The organism is uncultured Cyclobacterium sp. (assembly GCF_963977555.1).
GTDB lineage: Bacteria > Bacteroidota > Bacteroidia > Cytophagales > Cyclobacteriaceae > Cyclobacterium.
The window spans coordinates 133386-154122 of sequence record NZ_CAXBPD010000017.1 but is presented as its reverse complement, the minus strand read 5'-3'; the positions used below and the strand labels follow the sequence as shown (position 1 = coordinate 154122).

The following is a 20737-nucleotide window of genomic DNA, read 5'->3' as shown; positions in this document are numbered from 1 at the left end:
GTTAGGCATTAAAGGGTAAGAGAAAGACCTGCTGTAAACGTTTTTGGTAGCGGATAACTACCCACGTCCATACCTTTACCACCGACTTCTGGATCCATACCAGAGTATTTAGTGATTGTAAATAAATTCTCAGTAGAAATATATACGCGAAGATTGCTGTTCTTCCCTATTTTCTCTAAAAACTGCTGTGGCAGCGTGTAACCTATGGTTAGGTTTTTTAACCTCATATATGAAGCTTCCTCAAGGTACCAACTTGAAGCAGTACCGAAGTTCCTATTATCATCCTTCGTAGACAATCTTGGAATGTCTGAATCGGTATTTTCTGTAGTCCAGGCATCTAATACCCTATTGTCCAAATTATATCCTGACTGAGAAGCATTCAAGGCAGTGTATTTGTAGCCATTAAAAACTTTCACACCAGCCACTCCCTGCAAAATCATGCTCAAGTCAAACCTTTTGTAATCCAAGTTTAGATTGAAACCATAGGTAAAATCAGGAAGATAACTTTCCATAAACACCTTGTCTTCGTCTGTAATTTTGCCATCGTTGTTTACATCAGTGAATTTAAAATCTCCTGGTTTGGCATTAGGCTGTATTAACGTACCATCTTTAATGTGGGCATCGATTTCACCTTGTGTTTGGAAAATCCCTTCATAAGGCACCAAAAAGGTAGAATACAATGATTGACCTACTTCTGACCTGTATGGGTAAAGTGTGCTTCTTACTTCATCACTATGGGCAATAAAATTGATATTACTTTTATTGTATCCATCAAGGTTTATTAACTCATTGTTGATAATACTAAAGTTACCCCTTGCCCCAATACTTAATTCGCCCATTTGGGTGAAATAACCTGCAGAAAACTCAAGACCTGAATTTCTCACCTCTCCACCATTCACATCAGCTGCAGTGGTTCCTTGGTGTAAATCTTCCAAACCTGGTAGAATCATACCTTTGGTAGTTTTAACAAAATAATCTAAAGTCAGGTCAATCTTATTATCAAACAAACCTGCATCCAAACCAATATTGGTAGATTCTGATATTTCCCACTTCAAGTCGGGGTTAGACTGTCTGTTGGCATATACCGCTCTGTAATCAAGGGAAGCATCCTGTCCTAAAATAACCGTTTGAGTACCTAAAGGCACGTCAAAAGAATAATAGCCTACGGAATTAATGTTTCCAATCTGACCCCAAGAGGCTCTCAATTTTAATATGTTGACAGCTTCATCATTGAAGAAGTCTTCACCTGAAATCTTCCATGCACCTGAAACTGCAGGGAATATGCTTGATTGATTCTGGATCGCTAAGCGAGAAGTCTCATCACGTCTTACACTTCCCGAAACAAAGTATTTATCATCATAATTGTACATGACCCTACCGATAGCAGAAGTCAATGCATCTTCATAAACACCCGTAGAGGGGGTCATGAATTCTTCCGCATTACTCATGTATTGGTTAAATGGCGCCTCACTACTGAATCCTCTACCTTCTTGAAAATAGGATTCACTTTTGGTAAATTGAGAAGAGTAGACAGCTGTAACATTCAGGTCATGTAGGCCAAACCGTCTCTGAAAAGAAACCTGATTGTCCCATATCCACCTTTGGGTATTTGAATTGCCCTGATAAAGATAATTTTGCAGATTTGTCCTTCCTAGCTCGGGAATCCTAGGACTAAACTGCTTACTATTAGACATATTAAGATTGTAACTAAAGGTACTTCTGAAGGACAAACCTGGGATAATCTCATAATTTAAATAGGTATTAGAATTTAAATTAGTGGTTGGATTATTGGTGTTAGGTCTAAGAAGAAGGCCCATCGGGTTGTATACATCACCATAGGTACCTGCAAATTGAGAAAGCTCATAAGGCACTACCCCATGAAAGATGCCGTTTTCATCATAAACTGGAGCAGCAGAAGGCATGTACAAAGCACTAATAATGCTTCCTGAATAAGAACTGCTTGAGTTGGTACCCACTGAAGTAGATCTGGTAAAATAAATGTTTTCACCTATTGTCACCTTATCTGATAGGTGAAAATCTGTTTTCAACCTAAATGAATACCTTTCAAATTCTGTCCCCTGAAGAAGTCCTTCCTTATTTAAGTAACCAAAAGACCCCATATAATTGGCTGTCTCACTTGCACCACTTACATTGACATTGGCACTGTAAATAGAAGCTGTTCTGAAAATCTCATCCATCCAATTGGTTCGGGTAGTTTGCCCCCAAGGATTTTGGCTTCCATCATGGGCAGCCTGACGGGCCGCTCCGGCATTGTCTGCAGCCAAGTTGTACACATCAGCTTGTTGTTTGGCATTCAATGGAGTAGGTAAATTACTTGCTTGTTGGGTGCCAGAATACACATCAAAGGTAACCACAGGTTTGCCGAATGCTCCTTCTTTGGTTTTAATAACGATAACACCCGAAGCAGCCTGAGCACCATATATGGCGGCAGCAGAAGCATCTTTTAGAATGGAAACAGATTCTATATCGTTGGGATTAATCGGAGGTCCATAATAAGGCATCCCATCCACAACGGTCAATGGTCTCTCATCAGAAAGAGAACCAATTCCACGAATAACGATCAATCCCTCCCTTGAAGGGTCTCCTCCTTGCTGTAATACAGTGACACCTGCTACACTTCCTTGTAAGAAGTCGTTCAGGTTTGTAACCGGCCTGCTGTTAATCTTATCTAAACCAGCTACTGAAGACACTGAGGAGGTTAGATTTTCTCTCCTGGAAGTTCCGTAACCAATCATTACAACTTCGTCCATATTAAAGATAGACTCTTCCATGTAAACATTAAGCTCCGTATTGCCATTATAAGAAAGCGTCTGCGACTGCATCCCTATAAAGGAAATGGTAACTGTACCGGAATTCTCACTTAGGGTAAGAGAGAAATTCCCGTCAATATCTGTAATCGTTCCTTGATTGGTATTGTTATCAGGGACTATAGCAGCCCCTGGTACTGGCTGTTCATTAGGATTGCTGTACACCGTCCCTTTGACGACGGTCTGTGAGTGGGCACTAAAAACAGCCAAGCACCAAATCACCATTAATAAATAATAATTTTTTTTCATAGGGGTTATTTTTACGTATTAAAAATCAAATGCAAAATTAAATAAAAGTACTTCGTGGATGCTCTTTTCAAATTAACTTAGTGTTAACTTAAAATCATGACTTCAGACTTTTGATAGTAGTAGAAATTCTTCACTTCAGCCTTTCTCAATTGAAAAATGTTGAAAAAAGTAAAAGCAACTGTATTGTTGGAAATGGATTAGAATTACAGCCAAAGAAAAACCAATTAAACTTCTAGTAAATACTTCTAAACGTACGAAAAAGACTAATCCCTCACAATATTTAAGCAAAACTTAAATTACTTATGACTAAATAATTAATCCTTTATACGATCCTTCCCTTATAAATAGGTCAGTGTGAAGTAGAAATAAAAGAATCGCAACGCAAACTTAAAAACCTATGCTTGGTCTTTTCTAATAAAACAAGGGGTTCCTATTATAAATTTCTTTAGACATTCGTGTAAAAAAAGAAAATTCCTTCAATGTGATTATTTATATTTACCCCTATTTTATTTTACCCAAGTCTCCTTCATGAAAGATCTCAGCCTATTATCAATAATTCTTATATTTTTAGCTTTCCAACCAGCTGCCTCCCAGTCGTCCAATTTTGGCGAAATTCATGGAAAAGTAGTAGACAAGGAAGGAAAGGATCCATTGGGATTCGCTACGATCAGCATTTTCACTGATGAAGCTGGTGACAAAAAACTTATCAATGGTGGAATCACCACAGAGGACGGCCTTTTTTCTGTTGCACTTCCACAAGGCAAATTCAATGTCTTGGTGGAATTTATGGGATACAAAGCTTTAGCAATAAATGAAGTATCCATCAATCGGGAAACTCGCAAACTTGATCTTGGCACTATCGGTTTATCTGCTGACACAGAAAACTTAGACGAAGTCGTAGTGCAGGGAGAAAAAACATTAATGGAATTATCACTGGACAAGCGAATATTCAATGTAGGAAAGGACCTTTCCAATGCAGGAAGAACTGCGAATGATGTGTTAATGAATTTACCTTCCATCTCAGTCGACCCAGAAGGTGGCGTAAGCTTACGTGGATCGAGCAATGTTAGGATACTAGTGGATGGTAAACCCTCAGGCCTTGTAAGTTTTAAAGGCAGTAGTGGACTGCAACAGTTACCGGCCAGCATGATAGAAACAGTGGAGGTCATCACCAACCCTTCTGCACGTTATGAGGCCGAAGGAATGGCAGGGGTGATCAATATCATACTAAAGAAAGAAAATACCCAAGGCTTTAATGCTTCTTTTGAGGGAACAGTCGGAAATCCTGACAATTTCGGATTGGCGGCAAATCTTAATTACCGACACAATAAAATCAACTGGTTTATCAACTACGGGGTGGCCTATAAAAACACCCCTAGGGAAGGTACCATCATGCAAGAAGTAAACAATGGTGACACTACATTCTATTCACATCAAAGCACCACTGGAACAGTAAGTGGAATCAACAACAATATCCGTGCGGGCTTGGATTACTATTTTAATGAAAATAGCATCTTGACGGGCTCCTATCTCTGGAGACGCAGTGATTCCAGAAGGCTTACCGACATAAGGTACAACGATTATGAAGTGGAAGGTGGTCCTTTGCAAAGCTATACCCTCCGCACGCAAGATGAAGATGAAAAAGAGCCAAACTCAGAATTTAACCTGGCTTATAAGCGAAGTTTTGAGCAAAGTGGTCATGTCTTAACTGGCACCATAACTTATCTAGACTATTGGGAAAATTCTGATCAGGTCTACACTCAAAATGGTTTTTTACCTGAAGGGACGGCCATTTCAGGAACCTCTTTTTACCAAACAGCGGTAAACGATGAGTTTGACAGACAGTGGTTATTCCAGTTAGATTACACAAAACCAATCGGCAAAGAAGGAACATTTGAAACAGGATTCAGGAGTAGCTTTCGAAACATGAAAAATGATTTCATTGTTAGCCAGCGTCAAGAGTCTGGAAATTTCGAGGCGCTACCAGGGCTAGATGACATTTTCCTTTATGATGAGAACATTCAAGCTGCTTATGCTATTTTGGGCAACAAACACGATAAATTCTCATATCAAGGAGGTCTGCGTGCAGAATACACGGATGTAACCACTACTTTGGTTACTTCAAACGATATAAATCCTAGAGATTACGCTAATCTTTTTCCTTCTGCACACCTTACCTATAAATTAAGCCAAGATGATGCTTTTCAAGTGAGTTACAGCAGAAGGATTAGAAGGCCTGTTTACAATGACCTAAGTCCTTTTATGACCCTTTCTGATGCCAGAAATTTCTTTAGTGGAAATCCTGACCTAAATCCGGAATATACAGACGCTTTCGAGCTTGGTCATATTAAATACATGGAAAAGGGATCCATATTTTCAACCGTATACTACAGAGATACAAAAGATAAAATCGAAAGAATAAGGAGCGTTGATGAAGAAGGAAACGCAACAACTCTCCCTGAAAACCTAATTGGAGAGAAGTCCATGGGCTTTGAGTTCACTACTGATTATATCCCTGTGGAGTGGTGGAAACTAGATGCTAATTTTAATTTATTCTACGCTAAGGTTGATGGAAGCAATGTTCTGGACACTTATACTGCAGATACTTATTCTTGGTTTACAAGGCTTACTTCCAGGTTCACACTTGCAAATGGATTAGATATTCAAATTCGAGGGAACTATGAAGGAAGAAGAAAAGTAGCCCAGGGAGTGCAAAAAGCAATCTCTTACATGGATGTATCCGCCAGTAAGGATATCATGAATGGAAGGGGAACCTTAATTTTAAACGTCATGGACGTATTTAACTCCAGAAGAAACCGTTACATCTTCGAAGGACCGGGTTTTACAACTGTTGGTGACGTATTCCCAAGGAAAAGGCAAATCAATCTTACCTTAAATTATAGAATTAAACAATCAAAAGCCCAAACAAAATCTGACCTACTGGGTGGAGAATAACTACTTCCTATCTCAGGCCATGCATCATAGCATGGCCTGAGATAGGAAAAAATTAAGAAGCCTAGCGGTTAAAACCGATGTGATTGTACCGTTTACCTATACTGTGATTTTTATTTGGCCATTCGTTTTACCTCCTGATGGCGAAAACAATGAACCAAGTGATCATTGACGATTCCGGTGGCTTGTAAATGTGCATAAACAGTAGTACTTCCCAAAAATTTAAACCCATACCTTTTCAGTTCTTTGGCAACCTTATTGGAAAGGTCTGTTGTAGCTGGAACTTCCCCCATGCTATTCCAGGCATTTTGCACTGGTTTTCCATCGACAAAATCCAGCATAAACCCTGTAAAAGTTCCATATTTCTCTTGAACCTCCATAAATCTTTTGGCATTGTTAACCGCAGCTTCAATTTTCAACCGGTTACGGACTATGCTTGGATCGGCAAGTAGCTTGGCTATTTCCTCCTCTGAAAAATCTGCGACCTTTCGGTAATCAAAATCTTTAAAGGCCTTTGTATACCCTTGCCTTTTCTTAAGAATAGTTGCCCAACTTAGGCCTGCCTGGGCACTTTCCAATACCAAAAACTCAAAATGCGTCCTATCACTATATACAGGGACTCCCCATTCTTCATCATGGTATCTGATATAATCTTCAAAGCCAAGGCACCAGGGACAACGGAATTTTTGCGTTTGATCATGCTTATAATCGCTCATGTTAATGCCGGATTTACGGTAAATGAAAATACAATACTACCTTATGTTTCACGATTATTTGATCGATAAAGTAAACCCATTATCAACCAATTCTTTAACCTATTATGTCTTCAATTAGGATGTAGATTATAAAAGCAGCTATACTGTTAAATGTCTTTTATTACTTCCTTTTTAGGCAAGGCAATACTCCACATGCCTCTTAAATCTCCTACTTTATAATTAAGGGCTTTGTCTTCAGGGTACAAAAGTTGAATTTTATCTAAAGTTGACTCTCGAATATCCGTTCCTGGCTCCCCGTGACAATTAAGACAGAGGCCGTTCGGAATAGTAATCGCTTTGGTATACAATAAGACCTGTCCATCTTCTAATTTCTGAATATTAGGAGGATTCTCAAGGCCATTTTCTTGGTTATAGGCATAAGCACCCAATAATTGTTGCTCTTTTTCATTTGGTACATTTTTGGAATTGCGATTTTTCACAGATACTCTTCTGATTCTGACATTGTATTTATCTGCAACTTTTTTCGTTATCTCGAGCGCCTCTTCATTACAAAAAGCGACAGCCTTTTCAGGTCCATTTTCTTGTATGGCTTTTTGTAAAACGCCCATAAGCTCCTTTTGAGCTTCCATGCTGATTTCATTTCCCCACTTCATGGCATGTGCTGTAATTTGTGCTTCTCCCAATCTTTTCACCTCATTGGCTTTATTTACTTGATCTACTAAATCACGGTTGATTTTTTTACCATCATTACAACTCCCAATTCCTACAGCCAAGAGCACCCCGAATGAAAACAACAAATATTTCATCTTCATAAACAAATCAATTTAGTTTTACTATTAAATATAAGGACTATTCGCTTAAAAAGATTCATAAAACATAAAAACACAGATACGCTGTAGCTATTTATTTTAAAAAGCGGACATGAATAAAACTAGCGGGGCTTTGGGAGCTTCAAAGGTGAAAATATGTTGATTTCAAAAGCATGTTAAGACGAAGTCTGTAAAAGAAATTCTTCTTCTTTTGAGGAATTTCCAATAAAAAGACGGAGTCTTAATGTTAATTTAGTTCAAAAATGGATTCGCTGATTGATAACTAAGCAATTGAATTTTAGCATCGAAATTACTTTTCTGAAGACCTATCACTTAAATAAAAGTTATATAGGTTTATCGATTTTAGAATTCTGCTAATTCTAATGGCTTTTTTTAGATGCACTTAGGTATAAAATTTTTCTGTGTCGGGTATTCATCAACAATAATGCTTAATTTTGCCCTCCAAATACAAGAACCATGCTGGACAAACTGGAAGCAATAAAAGATAGATTTGAGGAGGTTGCACAACTGATCATTCAACCGGATGTTATGAATGACATGGGTAACTATACCAAACTGTCTAAGGAATACAAGGACCTGGAGAAAGTAGTTACGGCCTACGATAGCTATCGCTTGACGCTCGATAATATTACTAGCACCAAGGCAATATTGGAGAAAGAGAAAGACCCAGAATTCCGAGAGATGGCTAAGATGGAATGGGAGGAATTGAAAAATCAAAAGGATGAGATGGAGGAAGAGCTCCGCAAAATGCTTATCCCCAAAGACCCCAATGACTCCAAAGACTGTATTCTTGAAATTAGAAGTGGAACAGGTGGAGATGAGGCCGCTATTTTTGCTGGAGACCTTTTCAGGATGTACCAAAGGTTTTGTGAAAAACAAAACTTGAACCTTACAATACTTGATTTGACTTTTGGAACCTCTGGTGGCTACAAGGAAATTATCAGCTCTGTATCTGGAGCCGATGTCTATGGCATGCTCAAATATGAATCAGGCGTGCATCGTGTTCAACGAGTTCCTGCTACCGAAACCCAGGGAAGGGTGCATACTTCTGCTGCAACCGTTGCCGTTTTGCCAGAGATGGAGGAGGTAGATGTAGAGATTGACATGAATGAAGTAAGAAAGGACACTTACTGCTCCTCTGGCCCAGGTGGTCAGTCTGTAAATACGACCTATTCGGCCGTAAGGTTAACCCATGAACCCTCTGGAATAGTAGTTACTTGTCAGGATCAAAAGTCACAAATTAAAAACTTTGAAAAGGCACTCAAAGTTTTAAGGTCCAGAATCTATGAAATAGAATTGGCCAAACACAATGAGGCAGTAGGTGCACAAAGAAAATCCATGATCGGAAGTGGGGACAGATCAGATAAAATCCGCACCTATAATTATCCACAAAGTAGGGTCACTGACCATAGAATAAATAAGACGGTCTACAACCTTCCCGAAGTAATGGAAGGCAGTATCGAAGACTTTATTGGCGCCCTTCGTTTTGCTGAAAATGCAGAGAAAATGAAAGGCGGAGGAATGGAAGATTAAAATCACGGATTTGAATCCCACGATTGCAATACATCATCCTGTTAAGTCTCTATTTTCAAAAAAAATACAAACATAAATAATAAACCAGTCTTATCTACCTAAAAAATATGGGCGAAATTGATTCTAAATAGGTAAACGTGGAACAATTACCTATTTAGAATTACAGCACCAATATTTTTCTTTTGAATTCTTTCGTTCTGCTCCTAAGAACAAGCACATGCAATCCTTTCGGTAAGCCATTGATAGAATAAACGAATTGCCCTTCATTGGTTGGTACTTCTTTTATTTTTAGCCCCATGGCATTATAGACTCCTATATATTCCAGCCCTCCTATTCCTGCTACTGATACATGAACATCTCCGCCAAATGAAGGACTAGGGAAGACCTCAATATTTGCATCAATTGCTTCTTCTATTGATGTAATAAGGTTAACGTTTACAGAAAGCACACGACTGGCTCCTTGATTGCATGCATTTATAGGTGTTACTTCTAGCACATGGTCTCCTGCTGTCGTCCAATTTATCCGTACCTTGGAAGAACCTTGACCACTGATAATTTCACCCCCGCCTGCAACAGACCATTGGTAATTAACATCTCTCTCACCGGTAATTTCATAGTCAGCCTCTTGAAAACCGACCCTCACGGCCCCCAGTATAGTTGAGGGTTGGTCTGGTATAGTAATGACGCGAATAGCTTTTTCTGTGGTAGGACCTTGACCACATGGGTTTCTGGTTGACACAGAGATGCTTTGTTCATTTAAATTGGTCCACTCAAGGGTGATTATAGAAGTTCCCTGCCCTTCTCTAACGACTCCACCAGTAGCTTCCCAAAAATATTCTGTCCCTGGTATGGAGTCAACCTTATATTCTTCGAGCGTATTCACACAAACTACTCCCTCACCCTGAATTATGGTCGTTTGCTTGGGTTCTTCTGAGACCACGACTTCCAGCGCGGTAGTTTCTCCATTTCCACAATTATTGGTTCCACGGACCATCACAGCATTCCTTCCGGGATTGTCCCATCTAACCACTACTCTGGCACTTCCCTGTCCTTGAATTATACTTCCACCATCTACTCGCCATTCATAGTTTTCATCTTCTAGGCCCAAATCCTGTACGGAGTAAATCTGCTGGCTGATACAAATGTTATCTTCCCCAAAAATGGTTGGGATCTCATCAGGTACTTGACAAGTATATTGATAAAAAATACCATTTTCACCTACGGCATATCCTACATTTAGGTCACCAAAGCTTATGCCTGTAAAGTTTTGATAAGTCGCTGTTTCCAACTTTTCCCAGTTTTCTCCAGCATCGAAAGTACGCATAATCAACCCGTTTTCTCCAGTAATAAATCCTACTGACTCATCGAGAAATGCGATATCTGATAAGGGAGTATTCAAACCCGTTGATAGAGGGGCCCAATTGATTCCTTTATCAGAAGTTTTAAATAAATCTCCAGAAGAGCTTACCACAATGGCTGTATTGTCATCCAATATCGAAATTGCCTTCAAATCGACACTGCTCCCCATATTTATTCTTTGCCAACTCAGTCCCCCATTGGAGGTGATCAGTACCAGCCCTTTTTCACCGATGATGATCCCATCATTTTCATTAAAGAATAAAATATCTTTTAAGTTAAACGCCGAAGCGCCAGAGGGAATTACCTCCCAATTGACCCCCTGATTTTGTGTCATTGTAATTAGACCTTCAGCACCAACAGCAAAGCCTTTATTAAAATCAAAGAAATAAAAGCCGTAAACATTTTTATTAGTACCTGGGTTGAGCGTTGTCCAAAGTGCCCCCGAGTTCGTAGTCGAAATAATGTTTCCATTGTTTCCTGAGACATAACCAGCACTGGCAGATACAAAAAACAAAGAATTAAAAGGTAACGATATTGGTCTTGACCTATCATTAAAGCTTGAGCCTCCATTGGTAGTATACAAAATCAATCCATTGTCTCCGACAAGGTAACCCCGTAGATCTGTTGTGAATGCTACTCCTCCAAAATCACTAGATGTTCCAGAAAGTCTTGTAGACCAGGTAGACCCTGTATTATTAGAATTGATCAAAACACCACTAGGCGCCACTGCTAAAATATTATTTGTTTCAGGCCTAATCGATAGTCGTGCTATATTTTGTACCGTTCGGGAACCAGCTTCTTTAAATGTTAACCCTCCATTTGTCGTACGCAAAATTGTACCACCATCTCCACTAATTACACCAACAAGCGGATAAGCTGGATTGAAAATTACATCTGTCAAGTCAGTATCTATACCACTGTTTATAAACTGCCAGTTCAGGGCACCGTCTTCTGTTTTGATAATGGCACCCTCATCACCAACAGCGTAACCAGTAGTGTCATTTATAAAATATACCGCATTCAATGCAACATCAAATCCCGAATCATACAATTCCCAGGATTCTCCTGCATTGAAAGTCTTAATTATTTCGGAGTCTGAACTCACGGCGTAACCAAGGTCTTGGTCTACAAAAAATACTTTTTTAATGGAAGCCTCAGTTGGCACGTCGATAATATTCCAATTTGCACCTCCATTTACAGATCTCAAGATAAGCCCATCATCCCCACTGATAATCAATCGATTTTCATCTATATGAAGAACCCTATTCAGTTTTAAATTCTCCGGATAGCTAGGGTTAGACCAACTTCCACCTCCATTAGTAGACCTGAAAATCTTTCCTTCTTCGTTGAGAAGAACGCCATTTTGATCGTCAAAAAAAGAAATGTCCAAGACATCCATTCGCATTGGAAGCTCCATTTCCACCCAACTCAGTCCACCGTCTATGGACTTAAGCAAGATGTTTTCCCCACCTATAAAGCCCACATTGGTATTCACCCATTTTATTGATTTATAATCATTTCCCCAATCTCCAACTCTTCTCCAACTTTGTCCAAAACCAGTCTGGAAAAGCAATAGGGCAAAAAAACATAAAAGTAAACCCCGCTTCATATAAATGCCTAAGTTTAAATAAATTGTGCTTACAAAAATAATATATAATTCAGGATTTAACAGAAAAAAGAAATATAATACTCCTTTAGCATCTGAAAGGCTTTTTTCGTACTACCAAATCGATAAAACAGGGCATAAAAAAAAGGGTGAGATCACCCTTTTTCTAAATCTATAATTTCTAGTTTGAAGCTTATCTGTCTTTGCCTCCTACTGCAATCATGGCACATCTAAAACCTATATGATTAGAAGCGGAATCTTGGTGCATAAATCTCCTGGTACCAGGTGCCAACCAATAAGCAACGTCTCTCCAAGATCCTCCTTTGTAAACCCTATAACTGTCATCAATTAAAGTGGTTTTATAAGTATCCTCTTCGTCATTTGTACCATCTTTTCTGATTGGGTTAAGGTCATCGAAATCCTGGAAGGAAAGTGGTCGATAGACATCCTGAACCCACTCATTCATATTCCCAGCCATATTGTAAAGGCCAAAGTCATTTGGAGGGAAATCATAAACATTCGTTGGAATAATTTCTCCATCATTGGACACACTACCTGATAATCCAGCATAGTCACCACGCCCTCTTTTAAAGTTGGCTAGAAAATCTCCTTGACGGGACTTTCTTTTGATATTATAAGGATTCCGTGGCCCTCTTCCATCCCAAGGATAGATCCTACCATTTTCCTGATTTTCATCCATGTATTGGGTTCCTATCATCCCCTTTGCAGCAAACTCCCATTCAGCCTCATTAGGAAGTCGATAGTTTGGAAAAACCACGCCACGCTCTATTAACTGATCTAAAGTAAGTGGATCGGCACCTTCTTCCTCATCGTTTTTCTTCTTACCTCCGCCAAAGTTTCTCTCTCGTTCTAATTCGTTTACGTATAGTGTTCTCCAATGGCTATAAGCATTTGCTTGCGTCCAGCTAACTCCAGCTACTGGGTAAAAGTTAAACCCTGGATACCTAAAGTAATATGTGGAATAAACATCGTTGTAGGACATGGCATTGGCCCATACCTTTTCGTTTGGTTCAAGTTTTTGAAGAGAATCAGCACTTACGCTGTCCGCAATATTAAACAGGAATTCTTTATAATCAACGTTCGTCACCTCTGTCTCATCCATGTAAAATGAGGCAATGGTGACTGTTCGCTCCACATTGTCACGGAAGCCCATGACATCTTGTTCTTGAGAACCCAAAACTGCTCTACCCCCTTGGATAAAAACGAGCCTTGGCCCGATTACTTCTCTTGGAAGCCTAAAGACCTGAAAGGCTGAGTCTTCCTCATCGAAACTATATTCTGCTCCTGTTGATGCACTGAAGCCTCCAGGATTACTAGCAGTTCTTCTGGAAGTTTGATTTCCACAAGAAGACACCAACAACCCCAGTAATGCTACTGCAGCAAAAAAACTAAATTGAAAATTTTTATTCTCAAATTTCATGCGACAAGTTTTATGTTTTGTCTTAATAAAACGCTAATATATGACCAATAATATATTATACCAATAATCTTTTACTTACAAAACGCAAGGCAAAAACCATTTTTATCTAATTCTTGTGAAATACTACAAAAAAAATTGTATCACCTATATTATTGGCCACACGAAAATATATCTGATTTACTAAAAAAAACCTTAAACAACTACAAATTTTCTGGTCTAAAGTCCTCTCTATTAAATAAATCCCATATTTAAATGGGCTCCTTTTCATTTATCATCATATCAGAAAGCCAATTCTTAGCTTTCTCAATCGAATCAACACCTTTGATTATGAGGATTAAACGACCTTTCGTTTCTTTTATTTTACAAAGCCTGTTTTTAGATTGTATAAACTTGATAATATTCATAAAAACCGGAGACGTAAAATAGGCCTCTTTTTCAGAACTAACGAAATAACATTTCATTTGTTCATTTTTCAAAGCAAGTTTTTCAAAACCAAGTTTCTCAGCCATCCATCTTAGTTCAACAGTTTCAAATAAGGCCTGTACCCTTTCTGGTATGGTACCGAACCTATCGCGGATCTCCACTCTAAAATCGTCAAGGGCTTTTACCTCCTTAATTTCGTCTAGTTTAGAATACAGGCTCAACCTTTCTGAAATATTACTTACGTAACTCTCTGGTATCAATAATTCCATATCCGTCTCAATCACACAATCCTGAACCAGTGGAGCGACTATTTCTTTAAGATCACTTTCAAAAAGGGCCGCAAACTCTGTTTGTTTAAGCTCTTGAACGGCATCGTCCAGAATCTTATGGTACATTTCAAAACCCAAATCAGAGATAAATCCACTTTGCTCAGCCCCTAATAAGTTTCCTGCTCCTCTAATGTCCAAATCTCTCATCGCCACCTTAAAACCATCTCCCAGATCAGAAAATTCCTCCATCGCCTGAAGTCTTTTTCTGGTTTCCACTGTCAAGGTAGATGTCGGTGGTGTAAGCAGATAACAATAGGCTTTTTTATTGCTTCTCCCCACCCTACCTCTCATTTGATGGAGGTCACTCATCCCAAACATATGGGCTCGATTAATTATAATGGTGTTGGCATTCGGAATATCCAAGCCAGATTCTATAATGTTGGTTGAAACCAATACATCATAAGCTCCTTCAATGAAGTCCACCATGATCTTTTCCAGCTTTTTCCCATCCATCTGCCCATGAGCTCCCATTACCCGGGCATCTGGCACCAACCTCAAAATTAAATTGGCAATTGAATCAATCTCTGCCACACGATTATGCACAAAGAACACCTGTCCGCCACGCTGAATTTCATTGGCTATGGCATCTCTGATAATCTCTTCTCTAAAAGTATAAATTTCTGTAGTTACTGGCTGCCGGTTTGGCGGAGGAGTAGCAATTACTGAAAGATCTCTCGCACCCATCAGGGAAAAATGAAGCGTTCGAGGTATAGGGGTAGCTGTTAAAGTAAGCACATCAACGTCTACTCGAAGCTGCTTTAATTGATCCTTGACCTTGACGCCAAACTTTTGCTCCTCATCAATGACCAAGAGCCCAAGATCTTTGAATTTCATTGCCTTATTTACAATTTTGTGGGTACCGATTAAAATATCTATTTCTCCATTACCAACTTTTTCTATGATTCCCTTTACTTCCTTTGCCGTTCTGAATCGGTTAATATAATCTATCGAAACGGGAAAATTCTCTAGCCTCTCTTTAAAGGTATGGTAATGTTGCATCGCCAAAATTGTGGTGGGCACCAATACTGCTACTTGCTTTCTATCATTTACAGCCTTAAAAACCGCTCTAACAGCAACCTCCGTCTTGCCAAATCCAACATCACCGCATACCAGCCTATCCATTGGATAAGGCTTTTCCATATCATCCTTTACATCTGAAGTAGCAGAGGCCTGATCAGGCGTATCTTCATAGATAAATGAACTTTCCAATTCCACCTGCAACACACTGTCCGTTGAAAATTGATGCCCGGGAGCAGCTTTTCGCTTTGAATACAAATGAATTAAATCCTTCGCTATATCTTTAACCTTATTCTTAACTCGATTTTTCTTATTTTCCCACTCTGGCGTTCCTAGTTTAGACATTGTCGGCATTGCGCCTTCTTGACTACTGTACTTTGAGATTTTGTGTAAGGAATGGATGTTTACATAAAGTAGATCATCATCTCTAAAGACCAATCGAATTGCTTCCTGCCGCTTCCCAGAGACTTCCACCTTTTCCAATCCTGCAAATCGGCCGATTCCATAATCCACATGGACAATATAATCTCCAGGATGTAGGCTTTTTATTTCTTTTAAGGTAAGTGCTTTAGATTTTGATGTAGTTTTGGCTGTCTTGTACCTGAAGAATCTTTCAAAAATTTGATGGTCCGTATAACAAGCCAATTTTAATGAGTTGTCCACAAAGCCTTCCTTAAGATTGATGGGCAAAGTTTGAATCTTAAGGGTAGGATCTAATTCATGAAAAATATTAATCAAACGCCCAGTTTGTTTTTCACTTTCCGAACAAATAATATTGGTGATTCCTTTGGCTCCATTATCATTAAGGTTTTGGACCAACAAGTCAAACTGCTTGTTAAAGGAGGGCTGAGGTTGCCCTTGGAATTGAAATTCGGGAACACCTGTCCAATCAAATACATGACCAAAAGCCAGCAATGTGAAAGATGAAAGTTGCTCTTCAAAAGATTTGGCATCCAAAAACAGCTTCTCAGGAGACATGAGAAGTGAGCTACTTTCTCCTATGCCAGCGAAATGCTGGCTGGCCTTATCATACAATCCCTGAATAACGTTTGTGGAATTTTTATAATCCTTTATCCAAAAGCAAGTACCTTTTGGGAAAAAGTCCATGATGGGCTGACGACTTTCCGCTTCCATCTTGGTTTGAATATTCGGCAGAATACTAATCTCTTTAACCTTTCCAGTGGACAACTGGGTTTCTGGATCAAAAGTCCTTATGCTGTCCACTTCCTTTCCAAAGAGCTCCAAACGAAAAGGCATGTCATTTGCATAGGAGTAGATGTCAATTATCCCACCTCTTACAGCAAATTGCCCTGCCTCATAAACGAAATCAGATTTTTCAAAGCCATAGGTGCTTAACAGTTCTTCTATAAAGGATAAGTCAACTTTTTCACCTACTTTAACCGCAAAAGTGTTTTCTTTTAGGCTCTTTTTGTTAACGACCTTTTCATAAATGGCCTCGGGAGAAGTTATAAAAACCTTTCCTTCTGGCATTGTGCTTGTCAATTTGTTTAGAATTTCAGCACGCACCAACACATTGGCATTTTCCACCTCATCGGAATGGTATGGCCTTTTATAACTTGCCGGAAAATGATAAGCAGCTTCTCCTGTAAAAGTTTGCCAATCACTCGCAAGATAGGCTGCTTCCTCACGGTCATTTGCTAAAACTACATGAAAAGACCCTGTAATTTTAGAAATAGCATGCACGACCAACATATCCATACTCCCTGAAAGCCCCTTCACATTCATTTTTGCATGGGCCGCAGAACTAATGCTTAATCCAAGATTTTTTACAAATGGATCATCTATATAAAGTGATAAAAACGACTGCTTGTCCAACTAATATTCTTTTAATGTAGCACCTTAAATAGGCTATGGCCATTTTACTACGTGATTTATGACGATTAATAATAGGTGACTTAATTTCTATTGCTGATTGCAACTATTAGGCCTCATTTAAAGTTTCAGTATACCAATTCTATTTTTAGCAAAACGATTACTCCCCGGCATTCCCAATACAAAATCCGCATTCAAATTAAGGGAGTGCAATTTATCAAATAACATTGAAATCCCCTCGGTAGCATCAGGATATATAGCGCTGCTTAATCCTATTTTTATTAAAAAATTTGACTTTTTTCCACCAAAAACAACAATATCCTCTTTTCAATTGTTATTCATGGGATGGACTTACGAAAAGAAAGAAAAAAAACGCATTGGTTTAAAAGAATGGAACAAATGCATCCCTACCAGACACTAATTTATTTGGCCATGTTTAGTAGTGGGTTAATCTTTCTTTTTTTGACCCTATCTTTTATTTTCTCACAATCAGAAACCAATTCTTTTGCACAATATAAAATACCTAAACCATTTATTATCAGTAGTTTAATATTGTTTGGAAGCGCTTTTATTTCAGAGAAAATTCTTCCCGCTTTTTTAGCACATGACCTGAAGAAAACAAAGATTAATCTTGTCTATACGCTGTTTTTAGGATTGTCCTTTACAGCATTTCAATTTAAAGGATGGGAAGAACTATCCAATTCAGGAGTTGATTTTACTGGATTGCCTGCCGGAAGTTTTTTGTATTTACTCAGTGGCATCCACCTTGTGCACCTCACTGGAGCCATGATCTATGCCTTGGTATTGTTACTACTAATTTACAATAGTGAAAAAGACGAGGTAAAAACTTTGGTTTTACTAACAAATCCATATGAAAAAATGAAGCTTGAATTATTCATCATTTACTGGAAATTTATGGATATCGTCTGGTTGATATTGTTTGGCCTCTTCCTTTGGGTATTGCAATAATAATTATTGCCCACTTTTACTGTTCAGCATTCAAAGCGCATAAATGCTTTATCAAAACTTCATAAAGCCAAAAAATGCATTGATTTCAAGGCTTGGAAACAGATTACCAACCCATATGCTTATTCTACGTTTAGGTAATTCAATTGGGGAAATGAAAAATATTACCGAAGGTATTTCTGTCAATTAATCGTAAATTGCAAAAAAAGTAAACTTATGTCAGAAAAACAATTTGAAATCAACATCGATCCGGACTGGGTAAAAAAATACCTGTCCAAAATCATTCTCGGATTGGTTGTAATTATCATGGTGTTTTCAGCTATTAAAACAGTAGGCCCAGAAGAAGAAGGTGTAATTATTCAACTAGGCGAGTATAACCGCACAGTTTCTCCAGGTTTAAGTTTTATCATACCCTTTGTGGAAACCATGTATAAAATACCAGTCCAAAGACAATTAAAGCAAGAATTTGGCTTTCGTTCCACTTCCACTAGCTCAAATGGACAGACGCAATACGCAAAATCTGGCTATATCGACGAGAGCATGATGCTAACCGGCGATCTGAATTTAACGGATGTGGAATGGGTAATTCAGTATAGAATTGTGGATTCTTATAAATACTTGTTTAAAGTAAGAAATGCTGAGAAAACCTTAAATGACATGTCAGAGTCTGCAATGAGGAAAATTGTAGGAGACCGGACCGTCAATGAAGTATTAACTGTCGGAAGACAGGAAATAGCTACCAGCGTAGAAGTATTGTTACAGGAAATGTGCGATGAATATGAAAATGGCATTCGGGTAGACCAAGTAGTATTACAGGATGTGAATCCGCCTGAACCTGTAAAACCAAGTTTCAATGCGGTGAATGAAGCCCAGCAAGAAAGAGAAACGTTAATCAATCAGGCCGAGGCCGATTACAATCGAATCATACCAAGAGCTAGAGGTGAGGCTGAGGAAACCATTCAATTGGCAGAAGCTTATGCCTTAACCAGGGTCAATGGCGCAAGAGGAGAAGCAGAAAGGTTCAATTCCATTTTCGAAGCTTATATTAAAGCACCTGAAGTAACCAAGCAGAGAATCTATCTAGAAACGCTGGAGAAAGTTCTGCCAAAAATCGGTAATAAAATTATTACTGATGAAAAAGGAAGCAACGTGTTGCCATTGCTCAATATCAACAAAGCCAATGCCTCTACTCCGGCCCCTTAAGAAAAATAAGGACTCCACAATTAACCTCATCAAAGCATGAAAAAAAGTAATTTATTTTATATAATACTGGGAGTAATAGTCATAATGCTATCCGCTCAAAGTGTTTTTATACTCGACGAAACACAGCAAGCCATTGTCACTCAATTTGGTAAACCTGTTGGTGAGCCCAGAACCACCCCAGGGGTAAATTTCGTAATGCCCTTTATTCAAAAAGTACAGTTTTTCGATAAACGTTACCTTGAATGGGATGGAGACAAAAACCAGGTTCCTACAAAAGATAAAAAATATATTTTCGTAGACAGCTATGCCAGATGGGAAATCACCAATCCACTTCAATTCTTCATCCGTCTAAGAGATGAGAGATCTGCTCAATCAAGACTTGATGATATCCTTGATGGAGAAACCAGGAATGCTATTGCAAACCATAACCTCTTGGACATTGTTCGTTCAACAAATAGAGATCCCGAAATAACTGAAGAGTTCATGGAAGAATTAGAAATCCTAGAGGAAATCGAAGTAGGGCGGGATGAAATCGAAGATATTATCTTACAGAAAGCCAATGAAAGAACCTCTGACCTAGGAGTAAGAATATTAGATTTCCGTTTTAAAAGAATGAACTACGTTGATGAAGTGAGGGACAGGGTTTATGACAGGATGATAAGTGAAAGAAATAGGATAGCCGACCAATTCAGGTCTGAAGGACAGGGTGGTGCTAGAAAGATCCTTGGTGACAAGGAACGTGATTTGGCTCAAATCCAATCTGAGGCCATCAGACAAGGTGAAGAAATAAGAGGTAGGGCTGATGCTGAAGCCACTGAAATTTATGCTTCTGCCTATAATCGGAACAGACAATCAATCGATTTATATAAATTTCTTCGTTCGATGGAAGCTCTAGAAAATTCTATGGACGAAGAAACAAGTCTGGTAATATCCTCAGACAGTGACCTTTTCAAATACTTGAAAAAAATGCAATAAATCAATTGCAAAAAAAGACTTCATGAATATTAGTCTAACAACCAAAGTAAATCAAAACTTTTTAAAAGTTAAAGAGGGGTTTAATGCCGATTTATTCAAGGCATTAAACCCTCCTTTTCCTCCAGTAAAATTACTAAGATTTGATGGGTCAGCAAAAGGTGACCTCGTCAGTTTGGAACTTAATTTTATATTTTTTAGACAGGTTTGGACCAGTGAAATCACTGCTGATCATTTGGATGATACGGAGTATTACTTTATTGATGAAGGCATTAAACTTCCTTTTTTCCTTAAAAAATGGCGTCACAAGCACCGCATCCTATTTGATGGGAGTGACAAAGCAAAAATCATAGATGAAATTAGTTTTTCAAGTCCAAACCTACTCTTGGATTATCTATTGTACCCCTTCCTCTATGTTCAGTTTTCAATGAGAAAGCCTGTTTATCAAAAGGTCTTTTCAAATAATAAATAATCCAATCC

Annotated in this window: 12 protein-coding genes; 6 read left to right on the top strand and 6 right to left on the bottom strand. The window is 38.6% G+C overall.

Translation table 11 applies throughout. The annotated features are described in order from the left end of the window. Positions 1-8: 8 nt before the first annotated feature. Entirely contained in the window at positions 9-3077 is a 3069-nt protein-coding gene (locus AAC073_RS19190; protein WP_339925423.1) for a TonB-dependent receptor, read from the bottom strand. 528 nt (positions 3078-3605) lie between these two features. On the opposite strand from AAC073_RS19190, the gene AAC073_RS19185 reads away from it, so the two are divergent. Further along, positions 3606-6032, top strand: coding sequence for a TonB-dependent receptor (locus tag AAC073_RS19185; RefSeq protein WP_339925422.1), 2427 nt, complete (start codon positions 3606-3608; stop codon positions 6030-6032). Between the two features lie 110 nt (positions 6033-6142). Here the strand turns inward: AAC073_RS19185 and AAC073_RS19180 are convergent, their stop codons facing one another. Beyond that, positions 6143-6745: a DNA-3-methyladenine glycosylase I gene (locus tag AAC073_RS19180; RefSeq protein ID WP_339925421.1), complete on the bottom strand. Its 603-nt coding sequence runs from the start codon at positions 6743-6745 to the stop codon at positions 6143-6145. A 146-nt stretch (positions 6746-6891) separates the two neighbouring features. Then, positions 6892-7557, bottom strand: coding sequence for a DUF3365 domain-containing protein (locus AAC073_RS19175; RefSeq protein ID WP_339925420.1), 666 nt, complete (start codon positions 7555-7557; stop codon positions 6892-6894). A gap of 474 nt (positions 7558-8031) precedes the next feature. On the opposite strand from AAC073_RS19175, the gene prfA reads away from it, so the two are divergent. Beyond that, the gene (gene prfA, locus AAC073_RS19170) at positions 8032-9108 is read left to right on the top strand and encodes a peptide chain release factor 1 (protein ID WP_339925419.1); all 1077 of its coding nucleotides are present in this window, start codon (positions 8032-8034) and stop codon (positions 9106-9108) included. 160 nt (positions 9109-9268) lie between these two features. On the opposite strand, the gene AAC073_RS19165 is transcribed toward prfA, so the two are convergent. The 3 genes from AAC073_RS19165 to mfd form a co-directional block, all read right to left on the bottom strand. Continuing rightward, a complete protein-coding gene (locus tag AAC073_RS19165) occupies positions 9269-12076 on the bottom strand; it encodes a YCF48-related protein (RefSeq protein WP_339925418.1) in 2808 nt (935 codons plus the stop codon). A 190-nt stretch (positions 12077-12266) separates the two neighbouring features. After that, positions 12267-13514 carry a gliding motility lipoprotein GldJ gene (gene gldJ, locus AAC073_RS19160; RefSeq protein ID WP_339925417.1) on the bottom strand — a complete coding sequence of 416 codons (1248 nt, stop codon included), beginning with the start codon at positions 13512-13514 and terminating at the stop codon, positions 12267-12269. Between the two features lie 248 nt (positions 13515-13762). After that, positions 13763-17119, bottom strand: a complete 3357-nt coding sequence (gene mfd / locus AAC073_RS19155) for a transcription-repair coupling factor (protein ID WP_339925416.1) — start codon at positions 17117-17119, stop codon at positions 13763-13765. A 342-nt stretch (positions 17120-17461) separates the two neighbouring features. On the opposite strand from mfd, the gene AAC073_RS19150 reads away from it, so the two are divergent. The 4 genes from AAC073_RS19150 (at position 17462) to AAC073_RS19135 (ending at position 20729) form a co-directional block, all read left to right on the top strand. Beyond that, positions 17462-18085, top strand: a complete 624-nt coding sequence (locus AAC073_RS19150) for a cytochrome c oxidase subunit 3 (protein ID WP_339925415.1) — start codon at positions 17462-17464, stop codon at positions 18083-18085. 213 nt (positions 18086-18298) lie between these two features. Next, positions 18299-19285: an FtsH protease activity modulator HflK gene (gene hflK, locus AAC073_RS19145; protein ID WP_339925414.1), complete on the top strand. Its 987-nt coding sequence runs from the start codon at positions 18299-18301 to the stop codon at positions 19283-19285. Positions 19286-19321: 36 nt separating this feature from the next. Next, on the top strand, positions 19322-20260 hold the full coding sequence (gene hflC / locus AAC073_RS19140) for a protease modulator HflC (protein ID WP_339925413.1): 939 nt from the start codon (positions 19322-19324) through the stop codon (positions 20258-20260). Between the two features lie 22 nt (positions 20261-20282). After that, on the top strand, positions 20283-20729 hold the full coding sequence (locus AAC073_RS19135) for a hypothetical protein (protein WP_339925412.1): 447 nt from the start codon (positions 20283-20285) through the stop codon (positions 20727-20729). The last annotated feature ends 8 nt before the right edge of the window (positions 20730-20737 follow it).

Coding starts and splice junctions, on each gene's coding strand:
- AAC073_RS19190 (WP_339925423.1), bottom strand. CDS start 3,077: ATGAAAAAAAATTATTATTTATTAATGGTGATTTGGTGCTTGGCTGTT.
- AAC073_RS19185 (WP_339925422.1), top strand. CDS start 3,606: ATGAAAGATCTCAGCCTATTATCAATAATTCTTATATTTTTAGCTTTC.
- AAC073_RS19180 (WP_339925421.1), bottom strand. CDS start 6,745: ATGAGCGATTATAAGCATGATCAAACGCAAAAATTCCGTTGTCCCTGG.
- AAC073_RS19175 (WP_339925420.1), bottom strand. CDS start 7,557: ATGAAGATGAAATATTTGTTGTTTTCATTCGGGGTGCTCTTGGCTGTA.
- prfA (WP_339925419.1), top strand. CDS start 8,032: ATGCTGGACAAACTGGAAGCAATAAAAGATAGATTTGAGGAGGTTGCA.
- AAC073_RS19165 (WP_339925418.1), bottom strand. CDS start 12,076: ATGAAGCGGGGTTTACTTTTATGTTTTTTTGCCCTATTGCTTTTCCAG.
- gldJ (WP_339925417.1), bottom strand. CDS start 13,514: ATGAAATTTGAGAATAAAAATTTTCAATTTAGTTTTTTTGCTGCAGTA.
- AAC073_RS19150 (WP_339925415.1), top strand. CDS start 17,462: ATGGACTTACGAAAAGAAAGAAAAAAAACGCATTGGTTTAAAAGAATG.
- hflK (WP_339925414.1), top strand. CDS start 18,299: ATGTCAGAAAAACAATTTGAAATCAACATCGATCCGGACTGGGTAAAA.
- hflC (WP_339925413.1), top strand. CDS start 19,322: ATGAAAAAAAGTAATTTATTTTATATAATACTGGGAGTAATAGTCATA.
- AAC073_RS19135 (WP_339925412.1), top strand. CDS start 20,283: ATGAATATTAGTCTAACAACCAAAGTAAATCAAAACTTTTTAAAAGTT.